Raw genomic sequence first — 19,060 nt, 5'->3', positions numbered from 1 at the left:
AGTTAGATAATGTACACAAAAAAATATTTACATCCTACTTTAAAACGTTTATTTAAATATAGTATCCCTTATAAAAAAACATTATCTATAGCTGTCTTAATGCTTTGGATAGCAATATCCGCAGAAGTATTCTGTCCTATTATTATTAGTTATTTTATTGATTATGTTATTTTTCAGGATGAACAAAAATTAACATTAATAGTTTTATTAGCTTTTTTATATTTATTTCTTGGTTTTATTGCAGCTAGTTTACAGTATAATCAATCACTGTTATTTAATAAAGCCGCCATTGGAATGGTACAAAAGTTAAGAATAGATTTAATAGATGCTGCTTTATGTCAACCTATTTCAATATTTAATAATCAATCAGTTGGGCAACTTATTTCTCGAATAACTAATGATACTGAAGTTATTAAAGATCTATATGTTACTGTAATAGCCACTACACTAAAAAGTACAACGCTAATTTTAATAATTCTTGTGGCTATGTTTATGTTAAATTGGCATATAACTTTAATGTCTATTTGTATATTTCCGGCAGTAATTATAGTGATTATAGTTTACAGACATTATAGTCTACCTTTTGTGCGCCGTACACGAAGTTATATTGCAGATATTAATAATGGTTTTCATGAAATTATTAATGGTATGGAAGTGATTCAACAATTTTGCCAGCAGAATCGTTTTAGTCAAAAAATTAAGTATGTCAACCTTTTACATTATCACGCCCGTATGCAAATTCTGCGTTTAGAAGGATTTTTATTGAGACCATTATTAAATCTTTTTTCTGCCATGATTTTGTGTGGTTTATTAATTATGTTTAGTTTTAATCCTATAGATTATGTTAGCGTAGGTGTCCTGTACGCGTTTATTAATTATTTAAGTCGCTTAAATGAGCCTTTAATTGAACTTACTAGTCAGCAGTCCATTATACAGCAAGCAGTTGTAGCTGGAGAGCGTATTTTTGAATTTATGGATAATGTGCAACAGCACTATGGGGATGATATAACACCATTACAAAGCGGTTGTATAGATATAAAAAATATGACTTTTGCATACCAAGACGGAGTACCTGTATTACAGGATATTAACTTGCATATTGCTTCGTGTGGATTTGTTGCTCTAGTAGGTCATACTGGTAGTGGTAAAACTACATTAGCTAATTTACTTATGGGATACTATCCTGTCAATAGTGGTGAGGTATATATTGATAAACGCCTTATTTCAACTCTAAGTCATAAAGTATTATGTGAGGGTATAGCTATAGTACAACAGGAACCTAATATACTAACTGAATCAGTAATGTATAATATTACTTTAGGTAGAAATATTAATACAGGTCAAATTTGGAAAGCCCTAGAAGATACTCAGTTAGCAGCTCTAATTAGAAGTTGGCCACAAGGTATAAAAACGCATCTAGGAGAGAGGGGTGTTAAGCTGTCTGTGGGTCAAAAGCAATTACTAGCAATGGCACGGGTATTAGTAAAAGTGCCAAAGATTTTAATCTTAGATGAAGCGACGGCTTATATAGATTCTGGTACCGAACAGGCAATTCAAAAAGCACTATATATGATTGGTAACCAAACAACATTAATTATTATTGCGCACCGACTTTCAACTATTATAGATGCAGATTCTATTTTAGTATTAAATCATGGTCAAGTGGTAGAGCAAGGTTCACATAAAGAACTATTAACTAAAAAGGGATTTTATTATCAAATGCATAAACTACAATGAATTCAAAAAATATTAGATGTAATCCTTTTGCTTAAAAATAATATATTTTGTATATATAGTAAAATTTACTGTATTAATAGTCCATATATAGCTAATATGTATTTTTCTTTTATTAACATATAGCGGGATTTAACTTAATTACAGCATTAGCACGTAGATTATTTATTAAAGAGTCAAATATAATACTACTTTTATTTTTTAGTATCTGATAAGAAAGGTCTTTTATTTGTTTATCTACTAAATGTTGATCCTGAACTTTATCTAGCTGCATCAGTACTATGTTATCTTTTATATCTTTCATTAATCCATAAACAGGTTTATTTTTTTGTGGATGAGGTAAAGAAAATATAGCATCAGTTAACTGATGATCTTTAGAATTTCGAGTAACAGTCTGCATTTCACTAAACTTAATACCTTTTTCTTTTTCTATTACTTTATAGTCTTTACCGGTTTGTAAGATAGTGAGTATTTTATTACCCTCGTTATATGCTTTTTGTATAGCTTTTTGATGTTTTATTATTTTAATAATTTGATCTTTTACTTTAGTTATTTCTTTTATAGTTTTTGGTTTATAACCAGAAATACAAATAATAAATGCACGATCATCTTCAACGTTTATAATATCAAAATTGCTAATATGTGAGTTATTTTTAAACAATATAGTATCCTTGAATATCGCTTTTTTAACTGGTGTGAAGTTAAGAGCATCCGGAATGTGATTGTGTATAAACCAATTAGTCTCTACAGCTTTTACGCCAATTGATGACGCAGCTACTGCAAGAGAATTACCATGCATTCTAGCCGATTCTTGTACTTTTTGCTGCAAAGCAGAAAAAGCATCTCTTATTTTTTGTTTTTTAATTTTAATCTTAATTTCAGTATATACTTTAGTTAAAGGTTTTGTCTGTGCTGGTTTGATATTATTTAAAAGAAAAATAAAATAGTGGTTTTTTGATTTTATAATTTTAGATATTTGACCTTTTTTCATTAATTTTGCTGTTATAATTTCATCTGGTGTTTCGCTTATTTCTAGCCAACCTAGATTACCGTTATTCTTTCTCGAAATAATTTCAATTGATTTTTCTGCTGCTATTTTAGCAAAATTTGCGCCATTATTTAATTCATTTATTATATTTCTTGCATCTTCTACAGTTTTTACCTCAATAAGGCTATATTTTTTACGCTCTGGTTGGATGTAGTTAGATTGATGATGTCGATAGTAAGATTTAATTTCATCGTCAGAAACTGTGACTTTATCTTGAACCATTGTAATATCAATTTTTATATAGCTAACTTTCACTGCTTCAGGTGTAATAAAGTTATATTTATTTTGTTCGTAATAATTTTGAACATCTTCATTAGTAACTTTTTGTTCTTTTTCGAATAAATTACTATTAATTTTTGCTACATGTATATCGCGTTTTTGCATGATTATAGCAGCGATATCTTTAATTTCTGTTGGTAATGTAAAATCTGTGTCAGTATAGGATTTAATTAATGTTTGTCGAACTAATTGTTGGCGAATAAGATGTGCATATTTATCTGGAGTTAATCCCATACTATCAATTATTCTTAAATATTTTGTATTATTAAAGTTATTATTTTTCTGAAACATAGGTATAGCCCATATAAATTTTTGTACTTGTTTATCGTTAATTATAAAACCTATTTTTTTGGCATATTGATCAAGTAATACATTATCAATTAATTGATTAAGAATTTGATTACGTAAATTTTTAATATAATCTTCATCCCTTACTAACATGACAAACTTATCTCCTAGTTGTTTTTTTAAATTATCAGAGACATTTTTAACGGCTTGTTCAAGTTGTATAGGGCTAATTTCTTGACCATTAATTATAGCTACATACTCCTTTGAGTATCTAATAAAATAACTTCCTATCCCTGTAAAAATAAATGAGATAATGATGAGGACAAGGAGTATTCTAATCATAACTTGATTAGATACCGTGCGTAAATTTTTTATCATAATATATAGGATACCTTACTATCTTTAATAGTATTATATAAAATTCTAACTAAGATGATATCATTTGTTGCAAATATTTATGAATATAATACTATATTGGTTATAAAGTTAAAACTATTTGAGTTATTAATGTTACTAATATAGTAATTAACTATTCCATAAAATTAGATGTACCTATATTAAACTGAGGTATTAAATATTTTTTTTAAATTTCTAAAGATACTTAAAAGTATATTTTAATATTAAAATATTTTCTATGCTATATCTATATTTTGCGTTGAATATATTATAAACACCCCCCATGTTATCAGATATAAAATGCAGTTTAAAATATAAAACGGTTATAAACTATCATAACTTAGCGGAAGCTAAAATAAGAGAGAGCTCTATGAATCTTGAGCATTCCGAACAAATAGAAATTCCTGTATTACCCTTGCGAGATGTAGTAGTTTATCCGCATATGGTAATTCCATTATTTGTAGGACGGGAAAAATCTATCAAGTGTCTTGAAGCAGCAATGGATCATGATAAGAAGATCTTGCTGATTGCACAAAAGGAAGCTTCAATGGATCAAATAGGGATAAATGATCTTTTCTCTGTAGGTACCGTTGCTTCTATCTTACAGATGTTAAAATTACCTGATGGTACCGTAAAAGTTCTTGTGGAAGGACTTCAACGCGCTCAGATCATTACTCTATTAGATAGGGGGGAGTATTTTTCTGCACAAGCTAAATATTTCACAATTACAGAAATAGATGAACATGAGCAAGAAGCATTGGTGCGTACCGTTATTAATCAGTTTGAAAGTTATATTAAACTAAATAAAAAAATACCACCAGAAGTATTAACATCGCTTAATAGTATTGTAGATGCAGCTAAGTTGGCAGATACTATTGCAGCTCATATGCCTTTAAAATTAAAAGATAAACAAGTTGTTCTTGAAATATCAGATATTACCAAGCGTTTAGACTACCTAATGACATTAATGGAATCTGAAATAGATTTATTGCAAATTGAAAGACGTATTCGTAATCGTGTTAAAAAACAGATGGAAAAAAGTCAACGAGAATATTATCTTAATGAACAAATGAAGGCTATACAGAAAGAGCTGGAGGAAATGGATGATACTCCAGATGAATTTGAAGCTCTTAAGCGTAAAATAAAAGTAGCTAGAATGCCAAAAGATGCTCGTGAAAAAACTGAAGCAGAGCTAAAAAAATTAAAAATGATGTCTCCTATGTCTGCTGAGGCAACCGTAGTACGTAGTTATATCGACTGGATGATTCAGGTTCCTTGGAATGCGCGCAATAAAGTTAAAAAAGATTTAAACAAGGCTCAGGAAATTTTAGATATAGATCATTATGGTTTAGAACGCGTTAAGGATCGTATTCTTGAATATCTAGCTGTACAAAGTCGTGTCAGTAAAATAAAAGGTCCAATATTATGTCTTGTAGGACCTCCTGGTGTAGGTAAAACTTCTCTGGGTCAGTCAATAGCTCGTGCAACTGGTCGTCAATATGTCCGAATGGCTTTAGGAGGTGTACGTGATGAAGCAGAGATACGTGGTCATCGTAGGACTTATATTGGTTCAATGCCGGGTAAACTTATTCAGAAAATGGCAAAAGTAGGGGTAAAAAACCCACTGTTTTTGCTGGATGAGATTGAAAAGATATCATCTGATATGCGTGGAGATCCTGCTGCAGCGTTACTTGAAGTTTTAGATCCTGAACAAAATATTGCATTTAATGATCATTATTTAGAAGTTGATTATGACTTATCTGATGTAATGTTTGTTGCAACTTCTAATTCTATGAATATTCCAGCGCCATTGCTTAATCGTATGGAAGTCATTCGTCTATCCGGTTATACAGAAGATGAGAAACTTAATATTGCTAAGCAGCATTTATTACCTAAACAGTTAGAACGTAACGCTCTAAAAGCTGGTGAGTTAACAATTGATGACAGCGCCATTAATGGTATAATTCGTTATTATACTCGTGAAGCAGGAGTACGTAGTCTTGAGCGTGAAATTTCTAAACTATGCCGTAAAGCAGTAAAAAATTTACTCATGGATAAATCTATTAAATATATAAAAATTAATGGTAATAATTTAAAAAATTTCTTAGGAGTACAGCGTTATGATTATGGACATGCCGATAGTGAAAATAGAGTAGGTCAAGTAACCGGACTGGCTTGGACTGAAGTAGGAGGAGATTTACTTACTATTGAAACGGCTTGTGTGCCTGGAAAAGGTAAACTGACCTATACTGGTTCTCTAGGGGAAGTTATGCAAGAGTCTATTCAAGCAGCACTTACCGTAGTACGTGCTCGTGCAGAAAGATTGGGTATTAATCCTGATTTTTACGAGAAATGTGATATACATGTTCATGTACCTGAAGGTGCTACCCCTAAAGATGGTCCAAGTGCTGGTATTGCTATGTGTACTGCCTTAGTTTCTTGTTTGACTGGTAACCCAGTTCGCGCTGATGTTGCTATGACTGGTGAGATTACATTGCGTGGTTTAGTGCTACCAATTGGTGGTTTAAAGGAAAAACTATTAGCCGCGCATCGCGGTGGTATTAAAATAGTGCTAATTCCAGATGAAAACAGGCGTGATTTAGAAGAAATTCAAGTAAACGTATTAGCTGATCTGGATATTTATCCAGTAAAAAGAATTGATGAAGTGTTATCTTTATCTTTACAGAATTCACCTTTTGGTATGGCGGTATTAACTACTAAATAGTCATATTTTATAAAAATTATTAACATAATTAGACTGGATATTCTATACAGTTTTTTAGAACTTTTCTCCAACTAATTTAGAGAATTATTGTTAATTTTTCAATAATAGTATAATAGTGTTAATCATTAATTAATGTTATTAGCATAGCTAATGCTCAGCTATACTCATGTGAAGGAGTATTTGATTACGTTATAACTTTAAAAGAGGTTAAAAGAGTGAATAAATCACAATTAGTAAATAAGATTTCCGAAGGAGCGGGTATTTCTAAAGCGGCTGCTGGTCGTGTATTGGATACTATAATTAAGTCTGTTAGTAATTCTTTACAGAGTGGGGATTCTGTTTCTTTAGTAGGTTTTGGTACTTTTGAAGTGCGTAAACGTTCTGCACGTACTGGTCGTAATCCTCAAACCGGTAAGAAAATTATCATTCCTGCTGCTAATTTTCCTGGATTTCGTGCTGGAAAGGCTCTTAAAGAAGCAGTTAATTTACCGTATATAAAAGATTAGTTTAATAGTAACATTTAATTACTATACTTAGTATAGTAATTAAATGTTACTATTAAGAAAATATTATTAGATTCTATCTATAGATATATAAAATATTCTATTTTATTATTATTAATTTAAGATATATTTTGCCTCTATATTTATTTATTTATAAATAGAAAGATAGTAAGATTAAATTAGGTAATAAAATTCTTAATCATATTTTTAAAATAAAAATACTATTATTAATATTGGATTACTTTAATCGTTATGTTTTTTGGCATAATATAGAAGTATTTACTAACTATTGTATTTTAAAGTATATTAAAAAGCTTAATATAAAATTTTATGATATCATACTTATTTAATAATAGATATTACATAATAATGTATTAGTTATTTTGCTTTTTTAGTAACTCAGTTATTAGATATATTTTATATTATATCTAATAATACGAACTATTATTAATTCTTTATCTTTATGTTAATTTATAAATATTGATGTTAATATTGTCTCCTCATTTTCATTACTATATTAATTAATAATAGTTAATAATATATAGATTATAAAATCTATCTTTATCAATTTAAAAAAGTTATTTTTTAGATCTTCTTAGTTATATATAGTATATTTATATAAATAAACTTACTCAATCATATATATTATTTTTAAGTGTGTATATATTAATAATTTTAATTATAATATTATAGTAGTAAGTATAAATTAATAGTTGAGAGAAATTATTTTATAAAATAAATTACTTAATAATTTTATTTTTGTGTTATTAGAAAATTTATATTATAAAAATATAATAGTGTTTTTATTATTTATATACAAAAAATTGGATAAAAATTGACATTTTTAATATATAAATTATTACACATCAATATGTCAATGACCTAAGAATAGCATAAAATTTTTTATTATTTTTGTAACTAAATAAATGATTTTAATGACACATACTTATACTTTTAGTAAAGACGCTTCTTTAGAATACTCTATAGCATATTATCAATACCAATTAACTCGGCCTAGGTTATAATATTGAAGAAATTTCTTGGTTACATCCTGTTCCTTATGTATGGTCTGTTAATATCCGTGATAGAGATTGTGTAACTTTGTTCTGCCAATGGCAAAGGATCTTAGTCAAAAATCTGCATTATCTTCTGCTTTGGGTGAGTTTTTGAAAGATTATCTACTAATTATTTTTTGCGGATTTTGATCCTGGTTGTAAAATATCTAAAAGTAAATTCGTCCATTCTCCTTATGAAAAATGGTTTAATATTACTAATAATAATATTCTGCCGGAAGGCATGCTAGACACATATCTTCATAATGTTTATAATCCTCAAGGATATTTAAGGTCACAGTCTTTAATAGATCTTCAATTTGGTAATATTAAACGCGGTATTTGTACATTACTATTTACACGTCAGTCTGATAAACAAGTTATTTATACTCCTATAAACATTATTGATAATATATATGCATCTAATGGTATGTCTGCAGGTAATACACGCAATGAAGCACTTGTTCAGGATATATAAGAAATTTTTGAACGTTATGTTAAAAATATTATATTATCAAAATATATTTATTTACTAGAAATACCGAATAAAGTTGTACAACGCTATCCAACAATAGTTAAATCTATATTAGCATTAAAACATGGAGGTCTTTCAGTATCAGTTTACGATGCTTCACTAGAGGGAAAGTATCCCGTAACTTGTACTATCTTATTTAATCCAGTAAATAGTCATTGCTATGCTGCTTTTAGAGCACACCCTAATTTTGGCGTAGCATTAGAACGTACTATTACTGAGATGTTTCAGGGTCGTAGTTTGCAATCCATGGATGTATTTTTTGAACCAACATTTAATAAAGAAGAAGTTAGTAATCATGATAACTTAGAAACACATTTTATTGATTCAAGTGTCTTAATTTCTTGGAATATGTTGAAGAAAAATTTAGACTATAAATTTGTTGAGTGGTCCTTTAAAGGTACTACTAAAGAAGAATGTAGTATGTTACTAAACATACTTACAAAGCAAAATAAAGAAGTTTATAGAGCAGATTATAATGCACTCAATATTTATATTCGTCGTATAATTGCGCCAAAAATGTCTGAGATTTATCCTGTAGAAGATTTATTATTAGCAATAATAATATGGGTGCACATCTACGTACACAGATATTTCAGCTACTAGCATCAAATTTAAGTCAAAAAGAGTACTTAAAAATCATTAGACAGCTTGATTATGAATGTTTAGACGACTGTACTCACATTATAGAACTATTAAATATTACAACAGGTCAAAATAATATTTGGTATACTCTTCGCATCGGTGAATTAAAGGCGATGCTAGCTTTAGCCGGTGGAGATCTTAATCAAGCGTTAATTTGGACTGAATAGACACAGGAATTTAATTCTTCTGTATTTAGCCTAGAGCGAAAGAACTTTTATAGTTGTTTAAAAACTTTATTACTTCTTAGTAGAGAAGAAGATCGAGATCCAGAAGATTACTATCCTGTATTCCGTCGCATATATGGTGCTGATATATTAAAAAAATTTAGCTATTTTTTTTGGTAAAGAACGTTTTTATGGTCTCACATTAATAGATGATAATTTTAAATCGTTACCTAAACATCAGTCGTTATTATATGCTTATCAAAAAATACAATTTGCTAAATGTCTAAAACAGACTATATAATATATTTTATCATGTATAAACAATATTTTCTTTAATGTTAATAAAAAGTCATTATAGTTCTAATGATAGAAATAATTTTCTAAAAAAATTTACTTTATATAATTATATTTATATAAGAATCAACATATTAAATTGTACTAATATTCTTATTTTATTTTTATTGTATCTGAGTATTTTAATATCTAAATTATATTAAAATATATATATATTATTGATATTCACTTTTAGTGAAATTTTTAATTTTTCTTAGATTATTAGTGAATAAACTCACTTTATTTATGTTATATATATTAAGTATATCTACATAAAAGATAAATATGATATTTATCAACAAAAAAAACTTAATATATGATTTAATTCCACAGGATCTAAGTCTTAATTATGTAATAACATGAGCGTATTTTTTATAAGTAAATAAATATTTCTGTTTTTTAATAAAAGGATTATGAAATGTCAAAGTTTTTACAATATATTTAAGCTCTTCTTTATAATTAAAAATTAAAATAGTAATACAGATTCTATAGGATATCACCAATTAAATATTTAAAATATATCAATACATAATAACAATCGAAAGAATTTCTAATATATTACTATGAATAAGATAAGATAATGATTGCTACTGATCATTTACTCAAAAGTATCAGTAATTTAACTACAATAACTTGTTTAAGATAAATATTAAACTATATAATAAAATATTTATCTTCGTTTATAATATGTCTGTTGATATAAGAGGAGTTAAAGATAAAAATCGATATAATCGGATAAAATCTTGATGTTTTTATATTGCTATATTTTATAATAATTACTAGTAATAAATTTTTTGTTAAAATTACTATATCATGAAATACTTAATAAGTATTTTTAAAATATATAAAAAAAAATTATTTAAATATCGTATTTAATTAATTATATTTCTGTAAATTAAATAAAAACTTATTTTTCTCTTTATTATCATTAACGTTGATTTATATTTTTAGTCTTATCTATATTTAGAATATTGGCACTGTAAAATTTTTTTCTTTCCTAGCTAAATCTAGTGATTATTTTAAACATATTTAAAATTTTATCTTGCTTAGATATCATTTACTCTAATTACAAAAAATATTTTTAATTATTAAAACTAATTCATAGTATTATAGATACTATATTTTACTTGTAATATTCTGTTTGCGATAAATATAGATATTTTTATCTAAGATGTCTCAGTGATTTGTTTATCGTCATTTTATTAATCAATATTTTAATAAAGATTTATTAAAAATATATAATCACATTAGTGATTTTGACTAATTATATTAAAATTATAGTATATTAAGTGCTATCTCTTCCTGAAGGTTATATTGCTAAAGTTACCCGATCTTTTTATAACTAGGGCATAAGTAGTATTTTGACTTAGGTTAATCATTCTATATTAGTGTTGTAAGTTACTTATATTGTTATATAATATAACATAATTAATATTTATTTACTGATAGTTTTTTATAATAAAGAGATATTATTTATAACTTTATAGTATTTTATACTAATATTTTCTTATATATTTAGCAGTTAAGCAATAAAGTAAAAATACATTATATCATATTAGTTATCTATTAAATTCAATATAATAAATAAAAAGATATTATTATTACCAGATATTAAGTAAATTAGATAATAATAAAATATTATATTTAATACACAGTTATTTATTATGTATAATTTAGTTTTATTATTTTTATTATTTATTATAAATAAATTATTAATAAGGTATTACCAATTTAAGTAAATTAGTTAAACATGTTTAACATCAAATATAAAAATTAATTATGTCATATTAGTTATTTATTTTATGTTTAGCATTACCTTTAAGTTTTAGATAATTAAAAATAAAAGATCAAATTAATATATATAATTATATAGATCACTAGATGATTAAAATTACCCTGTAAGCTAAAATACTATTTTATATTTTGTCAATTTATTTTTATTTTAAGGTTATATAATATATAATGCTTTTATTGATATAATTATTACTAGAATTTATTTACTTGATTAAAACTATTAATCATAGTTATATATCGAAAAATTTATGTGTAAAACTATTTATTCGGAATCCTAAAAAAGCTAAAGTTCCTAAATAAGAACTGGCTCCTGCTAGTATTATACCTATTAAGCGTAGTACGCGTATTAGTATCACTCCTGAATCCCATTCAGGCATCAACCACATTAATCCAGTAATAGCTACTGTCATAATCATGACAGCAACTACTATTTTAATTATAAATATCGACCAACCTGGTTGCGGAATGTACATTTTTTGTTTACGTAGTTGCCAGTATAACAAAATTGCGTTAAAGTATGCTGCTAATCCTATAGAAAGTGCAAGACCAGCATGTTTAAAAGGACATATAAATACTAGATTCATGAACTGAGTAAGGATTAGTGTTAATATTGCAATTTTAACAGGAGTTTTAATATTCTGATAAGAATAAAAAGCTGGTGCTAATACTTTTACTAAAATTAATCCCATCAAACCAATAGCATAAGCAATTAATGCGTTCTGAGTCATTTTGGTATCAAAAGATGTAAATTGTCTATATTGAAATAATACCGTAATTAAAGGTTTTGATAATAACCCCAGCGCAATAGAGCTGGGTAATGCTAGTATAAAACATAAACGTAGTCCCCAATCTATTAAATAAGAAGATTCTTTAAAATAACCTACAGAGATAGTTTTTGATAATGATGATAATAAAATAGTCCCCAAAGATACCCCTAATACACCAGATGGAAACTCCATTAAACGATCTGCGTAATATATCCATGAAACTGATCCAGACACTAAAAATGAAGCAAAAATAGTATTAATCATTAAAGATATTTGACTGATAGATACTCCAATAATTGCTGGTCCCATTACCCTTATTACCCGACATACTCCAGCATTGCTTATGTTAAAACGAGGTAAAACGAGCATATCTATCTTTTTTAAAGATGGTAGCTGATACACTAATTGTAGTACCCCTCCTAAGGTAACTGCCCAGGCAAGAGCAATAATGGGTGGATTGAAATAAGATGTAAAAAATAATGTAAAAAAAATTATACTAATATTCAAAAAAGCAGGTGTTAAGGATGGTACTGAGAAGTAATTCCAAGTAGTAAGAATAGCACTAACTAAAGCAGATAAAGAAATTAGTAAAATATAAGGAAATGTTATTCGTAACATAGAACAAGTAAGCTTAAATTTATCTGTGTAATTTAAAAAACCAGGAGCTGTTATATAAACCACCCATGGAGAGGTTAATATTCCTAATATAATAATAATTGTTAATATTAGTATTAACATACCGCTTACATAAGAAATAAAATTATGTATATCTTTTTTACTATGTTGTTTTTTATATTCTGCTAAAATAGGCACAAAAGCTTGAGAAAATGCTCCTTCAGCAAAAATACGTCTAAGTAAATTAGGTAGTTTAAAGGCTACAAAAAAGGCATCAGTTGTCATTCCAGCACCAAAATAGCGTGCTATAAGCATATCTCTTATAAATCCTAATATACGAGAGAATATAGTCATTATACTTATTGTCGCAAGTGCTTTAAATAAATTCATACTGTATTTTCAAAAGTTAAGTATTCTACTAAATAATAGTAAAAATAGTAGAGTAATGATAGTACTTATATATTTTTAGTAAATTATAGGATAGACATATTAAAAATTAATATGGAGATATAATAAAGTAATTAGCCTTACGTACAGATAATTAATATATAATCATAATTATAGATACTATATTATATAGTATCTTTAATTAAATTTAATTAAATTGTATGCAAAATATCATTTTACTATGCCTACTGATATATGTGCAATTAGTATGCAGTAGTAATCATTATTGTAGAATATTATATTTTTTGACTTTAATCATTAATAATATTTAATAGATCTATAACCTTAGTATTGATATTTACTAATTAATATAAATAAATATATAAACTAATATTTTACAATAAAAGTAAGTATTTTTACTTTATATGCAATATATAATGCATTGAATCTTTCTTGTTCTTAACGAAGATCTATTTAGATACACAAACAATCTAAGTAATATATATTATTTTAAAATTTATTATATTTTATTTTAGTAAGTTATCTATAATCTAAAATATATGTGCATTTGTACTGATTGTATTTAAAAATATAGAAATATTATTAATATAATATTATGCTATAAAACATAATCAAAAAGCATATTATAACATTTTATTATATATTACTATAAGTAATTATAAAAATTATTAGAATAAGTTTGTATTATATATTCTTATATTTTATAAATATATTGATTAATTTAAAAATCATGCATAATAAATAAATTTAGTTATAATCTCAATTTATTTATTATAACCTAAATTATTATAATATCTCTTTATAGTACACTAAATTTTTAGTGCTTTTATTTAAAAACAATTTTTAATTAAATATATCTTTCTAAGATTTATGCTTTTTGAAAAAATTTATATATATTTTTTTATATATAAAATATATATAGTATTTTAAACTATATAAATATATATTCGTTTATAAACTGCTTATTAAGAAATTCTAGTTACAAAAATATGCAATTTAAAAAGAGTTATAATGTGTTTTAAACATGTCAGAGTAAATAATCAATATTTACTTATTTCTTCAAAAGAAATAATTTAATTTTTTAAATTAATTATCAAAAATTAATTAATAATTTTATTAATAAAGATTGAAAGTATTATATTATAAGTAAAATATTAGAGTTAATGTTATATATATATCTTCAAACTATTCATGTTTTTAAATTTCTTTATACACTAACTTAGTGTATTTAAGAACTTTATTATTTTTTACTATAATTTTGTAATATAGATGATATAATTTAAAAAATATTTTATTATAAATTATTATATTAATTATAGTAGTATATAAGTGCTATGTCATTTAGTAGATCAATTATCAATGGTTGTTTTGTAATTATTTTATAGTGTATTATGATATAAAGAGTATAAACTTTTTAAAAACTTATTTAAGTATTTATATAGATTATTTATTATAGTTATATAAAATTTCTAATAAATTTTCATACATATTTTAAAGTATTGGTTATTTAAAATTTTATAAAATTATTAAAAATTATTTTTTCAAGTATTTTTTTAAAAAAAGATACTGCAGTATAAAATATGTATTCTTGTATATTTTAATGAAATTTATTTCATAATACTATATAAGATTAAAATATTTTATAAAAATAAAGATTAAATAATTAACTGAAATTATCATTTCAAAATTAAATATATAAAAAATTTAATAGTTAATTATATTTTTAATTATAAATTTGGTGAAATCCTATATATTCAATAAGTTTTTAGTTATTGTAGGTATTAAAATTTAATAATATATAGGTTATTGTATCATTTCTAAGACAAATTTTATTTATTTATTTTTAATAATTTATATATTTTAGTATCGTTAATTCCCCTAACTAGTCCTTGTTATAGTTATACTTAATAAAAGACAATACCTCTTTATATATTTTGTTTAATATTGTTATCAAGGTATTACCTTATGGATTCGTGTTTATTAATAAATGCATTTATTCTTGGTCTTGTAGAAGGTATGACCGAATTTCTTCCAGTGTCTTCAACAGGACATATGATTATTGTTGGACATTTGTTGGGTTTTGAAGGCGATAATGTTCGGACCTTTGATATTATCATTCAGTTAGGATCAATTTTAGCTGTTGTAGTTCTTTTCTGGCGTCGTTTATGTAGCTTAATTGGTATTCATTTTGGTTACACTTCATTTCATGATAGAAACTCTCAGGGTTATTTAACATTGATACATATCATTTTAGCAATCATGCCTACTGTATTAATAGGATTAGTATTTCAAGATAAGATAAAGACGCTTTTTGTGCCATATACTGTAGTGTTTACGTTAATTTTAGGGGGATTAATGTTACTTGTAACAGAATGGTTTAGTCTAAAACATCCTTGCTCAGTAGGTATAGATGATATTACCTATAAACAGGCCTTTATAGTTGGTTGCTTTCAATGTCTAGCACTTTGTCCAGGATTTTCTCGCTCAGGTGCTACTATATCTGGATGTATATTAATTGGTATTAGCCGTTTTTCAGCTGTAGAGTTCTCTTTTATTTTATCTGTACCTATAATTATAGGTGCAGCAGTATTAGAGTTATACAATAGATTACCTTTCTTATCTATGGTTGATTTACCGATATTTATGGTTGGTTTTATAACAGCATTCATAGTAGCACTCATTTCTATTAATACTTTTCTTAGAATTATTAGAAAGATTTGTTTTATACCATTTGTAATTTATCGTTTTATTGTTGCAGCAGTAGTATATACTATGTGTTAATAAAGTATACAAATTAATACAAGGTTTATTATATAGAAATTTATGTAAAAATTATTACAATGAAGTTTTTTTCCCGCTAAATTTATTGAAAGTAAAACAATAAGTATATGTTATATACAAAAATATAATAATAGTTTAAGTATATAATATACTATAACAAAAAGATTTTATATATAAAAATATATTTACATATTATACTTAATATTAGGAATGATTAAAGATTAAGAATTAAAAAGTTTTAAGTTATGCTTTTATGGTGAATAATACTAATTTTATTTATTTAATTTTTATAAAACAATATTCCTTTTGATAGTTAACTAAAGCATATAATCTTGAATATACATCAATCAAGAAAACTATTTTAATAAATAGAAAATTTTTAAAATAATTCTAGGCTCTAAACTAAATTAATTTAATTAATCAATTAAATTAATAAAAATACATTTTAGATGACTAGTAAGTTATAGAAATTATAAGTAGATGTAATTATTTCAAGTTATAAAGGTATATTACCAAGGATACGTTAATATAATCTTTATGAGTTATAATAGAAGTATTGCTTTAGCAATATACACTATATGTTAATATAACATATATCTATTTTATTATTTATTTCATCCTTACTTAGTATTTATTAAATAGTAGTATTAAATTAAATTTAATATTCTTCAATAGATATTATTAATATATATTTTTACTAGAAATGTCGTGTTTCCATTGACTTAGTGCACTTAAATGGCGTCTTCTTAGTTCTTTGCTTATTTGTTGTCCTTTAAATCCCTCATCGATGACTGCGCGTACTGATATATTTTGAATAATTTTATAAGCTGATCTTAGATAAGACCCTTGTGAATATATTTTATCTTTAGTATTGGTATATCCGAAAATACAAGCTTTGTGAATCATAATTATTTGTTCTAAGCGTTTTGGTTTACGCCAAACATCAATAGAATTAAATAATATAAGGAGCATCTCAGGTTCTAATATCTCTATATTATTGAGCAGATTATTATATTTAGATACTATTTTTGCTAATTCTCGAATAGAGTTAGGTATTCGTATGCGATGGCAAAGCATTTCAATTAAGCTTACCTCACTATATTTATTTTTATGGTGTGGTAAACAGTATTGATAGTGAGGCAAACTGTTACTTAAATTACATGTTAATGTTGCAAAACGAACATCAATTTCTTCGGTTATTTTAGCTACTATTTCTAATGAAATTAATGCATGAATACCCATGTCAATTGTTGGATACAACTTTTTACACATAGATATACCAAATAAATTATCTATTTCTGGGAGTAAAATAGCAAGTGCGCCACAGTCACGTAGTAATTGAAAATAAATCTGAGGATTTTGTGTTTTTAATGCTTTTTTTGTCTCACACCATATACGCTCTGGTGTAAGATGATTAATCTCATTATCAGTTATCATTTGCTTCATTAATTCCATAGTTTCTGGTGCAATATGGAATCCTAAATGAGCAAATCTTGCAGCAAAACGAGCAGCACGTAAAACACGTAAAGGGTCTTCACGGAAGGCTTCTGATACATGACGTAAAACTTTATTATTGAGGTCTTGTAGACCTCCATAAGGATCAATAAGGGTTCCATTAGGGCTTTCTGCCATAGCGTTAATAGTAAGATCACGACGTATTAAATCTTGTTCTATAGTCACATCAGGTGAGAAGTAAGTAATAAAACCGGTGTATCCATGGCCTAATTTATGTTCAGTACGAGCTAATGCATATTCTTCGTGAGATTCATTATGTAAAAAAACTGGAAAATCTTTACCAACTTGCTGAAATCCTTTAGTAATGAGTTCCTCTGGAGTTGCACCTTCAATAACCCAGTCGCGATCATAAATAGGTAAATTTAATTTTTTATCACGTATAGCTCCGCCTACTAGAAAAACTTTCAAACTCACTCCATTATTAATTAATTTTTAAAATTATTTTAGCATTCATTTTCTTCCCTTAATAATATAAGAATTATTAAATATTTTATTAGGATGATAAAATTTATTATGTTTATTAGTTTTATATTAAGTTTTATAAAATTATATTTTTTAATAAAAATAAAAACTACAATATTTTTTATTTATAAAAATAAGAAGTTTAGATAATTAATAATCTATATAGTCACAACTATCTATGTAGATATTAAATTGAATTTTAGATAACATCTTATAATCTTTATCTATAGTTTATAAAAAGCACTATACTTATATAAGTTTTATTATCAAAAAAATTTTCTAATATTAGAATATATATTTATATTTTATTAAAATTACAATGTAGTTTAAATATTAAAATATTTACTTCTAGTATAGAAGTACTAGGTAATTTCTAAGAACTTAGAAGAGATATATCTAGTTATACTTATTAGATTATTTAGCAATTAATATATTTTATAATAAAAATATTATTACTCTATGTTTCTATAATTTATAATAATTATTATATATAGCGTTTTAACATGGTTTAATTTAGTAAAAGATACCAAAGATGCTTAATAGCCTTCACTTATCTTAGATAGTTATTATATTTCTAAAAAATTAGTAATTTACTAGTTTATTTTAGTATTAATAATTAATAATAATATATATTAATTTACTATTATATTATAAAGTTAAAAATAGTATTATAATTTGATTGTATAAAAAACAATTTTTACATATTATTATCTGTATTAAGTAAGTAATATATATCTAATATGTTACTATATAAAAATATATTTTAAAATAATGTTATCAAGTAATTTTTTTATTATTGTATAAAAATTCTAGTACGTTCTAGTACTAATAGTATATTTTATACTATATGTTTTAATATAAAATATTTTTTAAAAATTTTAAATTTTAATATTATAAAAGACTCAAGTTATTGTATTTTATTAAGTTGATTTATATTGAATAAGCTCATTATCTTAATTTTTAATTTAATTAAGGTATATATCCGGATATGCTACTTCTAGTGGCACAATTACTTTCAA

General features: G+C 25.2%; 7 protein-coding genes and 1 pseudogene. 5 read left to right on the top strand and 3 right to left on the bottom strand.

Features of this window, described 5'->3' with window-relative positions; translation table 11 throughout:
* The first annotated feature begins 9 nt into the window (after positions 1 to 9).
* Positions 10 to 1,737 (top strand): SmdB family multidrug efflux ABC transporter permease/ATP-binding protein, encoded by a 1,728-nt coding sequence (locus tag K0T98_RS02455; protein WP_225639274.1) that lies wholly within the window; start codon positions 10 to 12, stop codon positions 1,735 to 1,737.
* A gap of 112 nt (positions 1,738 to 1,849) precedes the next feature.
* Here the strand turns inward: K0T98_RS02455 and ppiD are convergent, their stop codons facing one another.
* On the bottom strand, positions 1,850 to 3,727 hold the full coding sequence (ppiD, locus tag K0T98_RS02450) for a peptidylprolyl isomerase (RefSeq protein WP_225639273.1): 1,878 nt from the start codon (positions 3,725 to 3,727) through the stop codon (positions 1,850 to 1,852).
* A 388-nt stretch (positions 3,728 to 4,115) separates the two neighbouring features.
* Between ppiD and lon the strand changes: the two genes are divergently transcribed.
* From lon to ycaO, 3 genes and pseudogenes are all read left to right on the top strand, one after another.
* Complete coding sequence (gene lon, locus K0T98_RS02445; protein ID WP_225639272.1) at positions 4,116 to 6,470, top strand: endopeptidase La; 2,355 nt, start codon at positions 4,116 to 4,118, stop codon at positions 6,468 to 6,470.
* A 191-nt stretch (positions 6,471 to 6,661) separates the two neighbouring features.
* Positions 6,662 to 6,976: an HU family DNA-binding protein gene (locus tag K0T98_RS02440; protein WP_225639683.1), complete on the top strand. Its 315-nt coding sequence runs from the start codon at positions 6,662 to 6,664 to the stop codon at positions 6,974 to 6,976.
* Between the two features lie 932 nt (positions 6,977 to 7,908).
* Positions 7,909 to 9,667 (top strand): annotated as a pseudogene (gene ycaO, locus K0T98_RS02435) (30S ribosomal protein S12 methylthiotransferase accessory factor YcaO).
* 2,056 nt (positions 9,668 to 11,723) lie between these two features.
* Here ycaO and murJ read toward each other — a convergent pair.
* On the bottom strand, positions 11,724 to 13,265 hold the full coding sequence (gene murJ, locus K0T98_RS02430; RefSeq protein ID WP_225639271.1) for a murein biosynthesis integral membrane protein MurJ: 1,542 nt from the start codon (positions 13,263 to 13,265) through the stop codon (positions 11,724 to 11,726).
* A gap of 1,983 nt (positions 13,266 to 15,248) precedes the next feature.
* On the opposite strand from murJ, the gene bacA reads away from it, so the two are divergent.
* Entirely contained in the window at positions 15,249 to 16,064 is an 816-nt protein-coding gene (gene bacA / locus K0T98_RS02425) for an undecaprenyl-diphosphate phosphatase (protein WP_225639270.1), read from the top strand.
* Positions 16,065 to 16,745: 681 nt separating this feature from the next.
* On the opposite strand, the gene K0T98_RS02420 is transcribed toward bacA, so the two are convergent.
* Positions 16,746 to 17,987: a multifunctional CCA addition/repair protein gene (locus K0T98_RS02420; RefSeq protein ID WP_225639269.1), complete on the bottom strand. Its 1,242-nt coding sequence runs from the start codon at positions 17,985 to 17,987 to the stop codon at positions 16,746 to 16,748.
* Positions 17,988 to 19,060 lie beyond the last annotated feature (1,073 nt).

It is taken from the genome of Candidatus Profftia sp. (ex Adelges kitamiensis) (genome assembly GCF_020342455.1).
Lineage (GTDB): Bacteria > Pseudomonadota > Gammaproteobacteria > Enterobacterales > Enterobacteriaceae > Profftia.
This window is presented reverse-complemented; position numbering and strand designations above follow the sequence as displayed.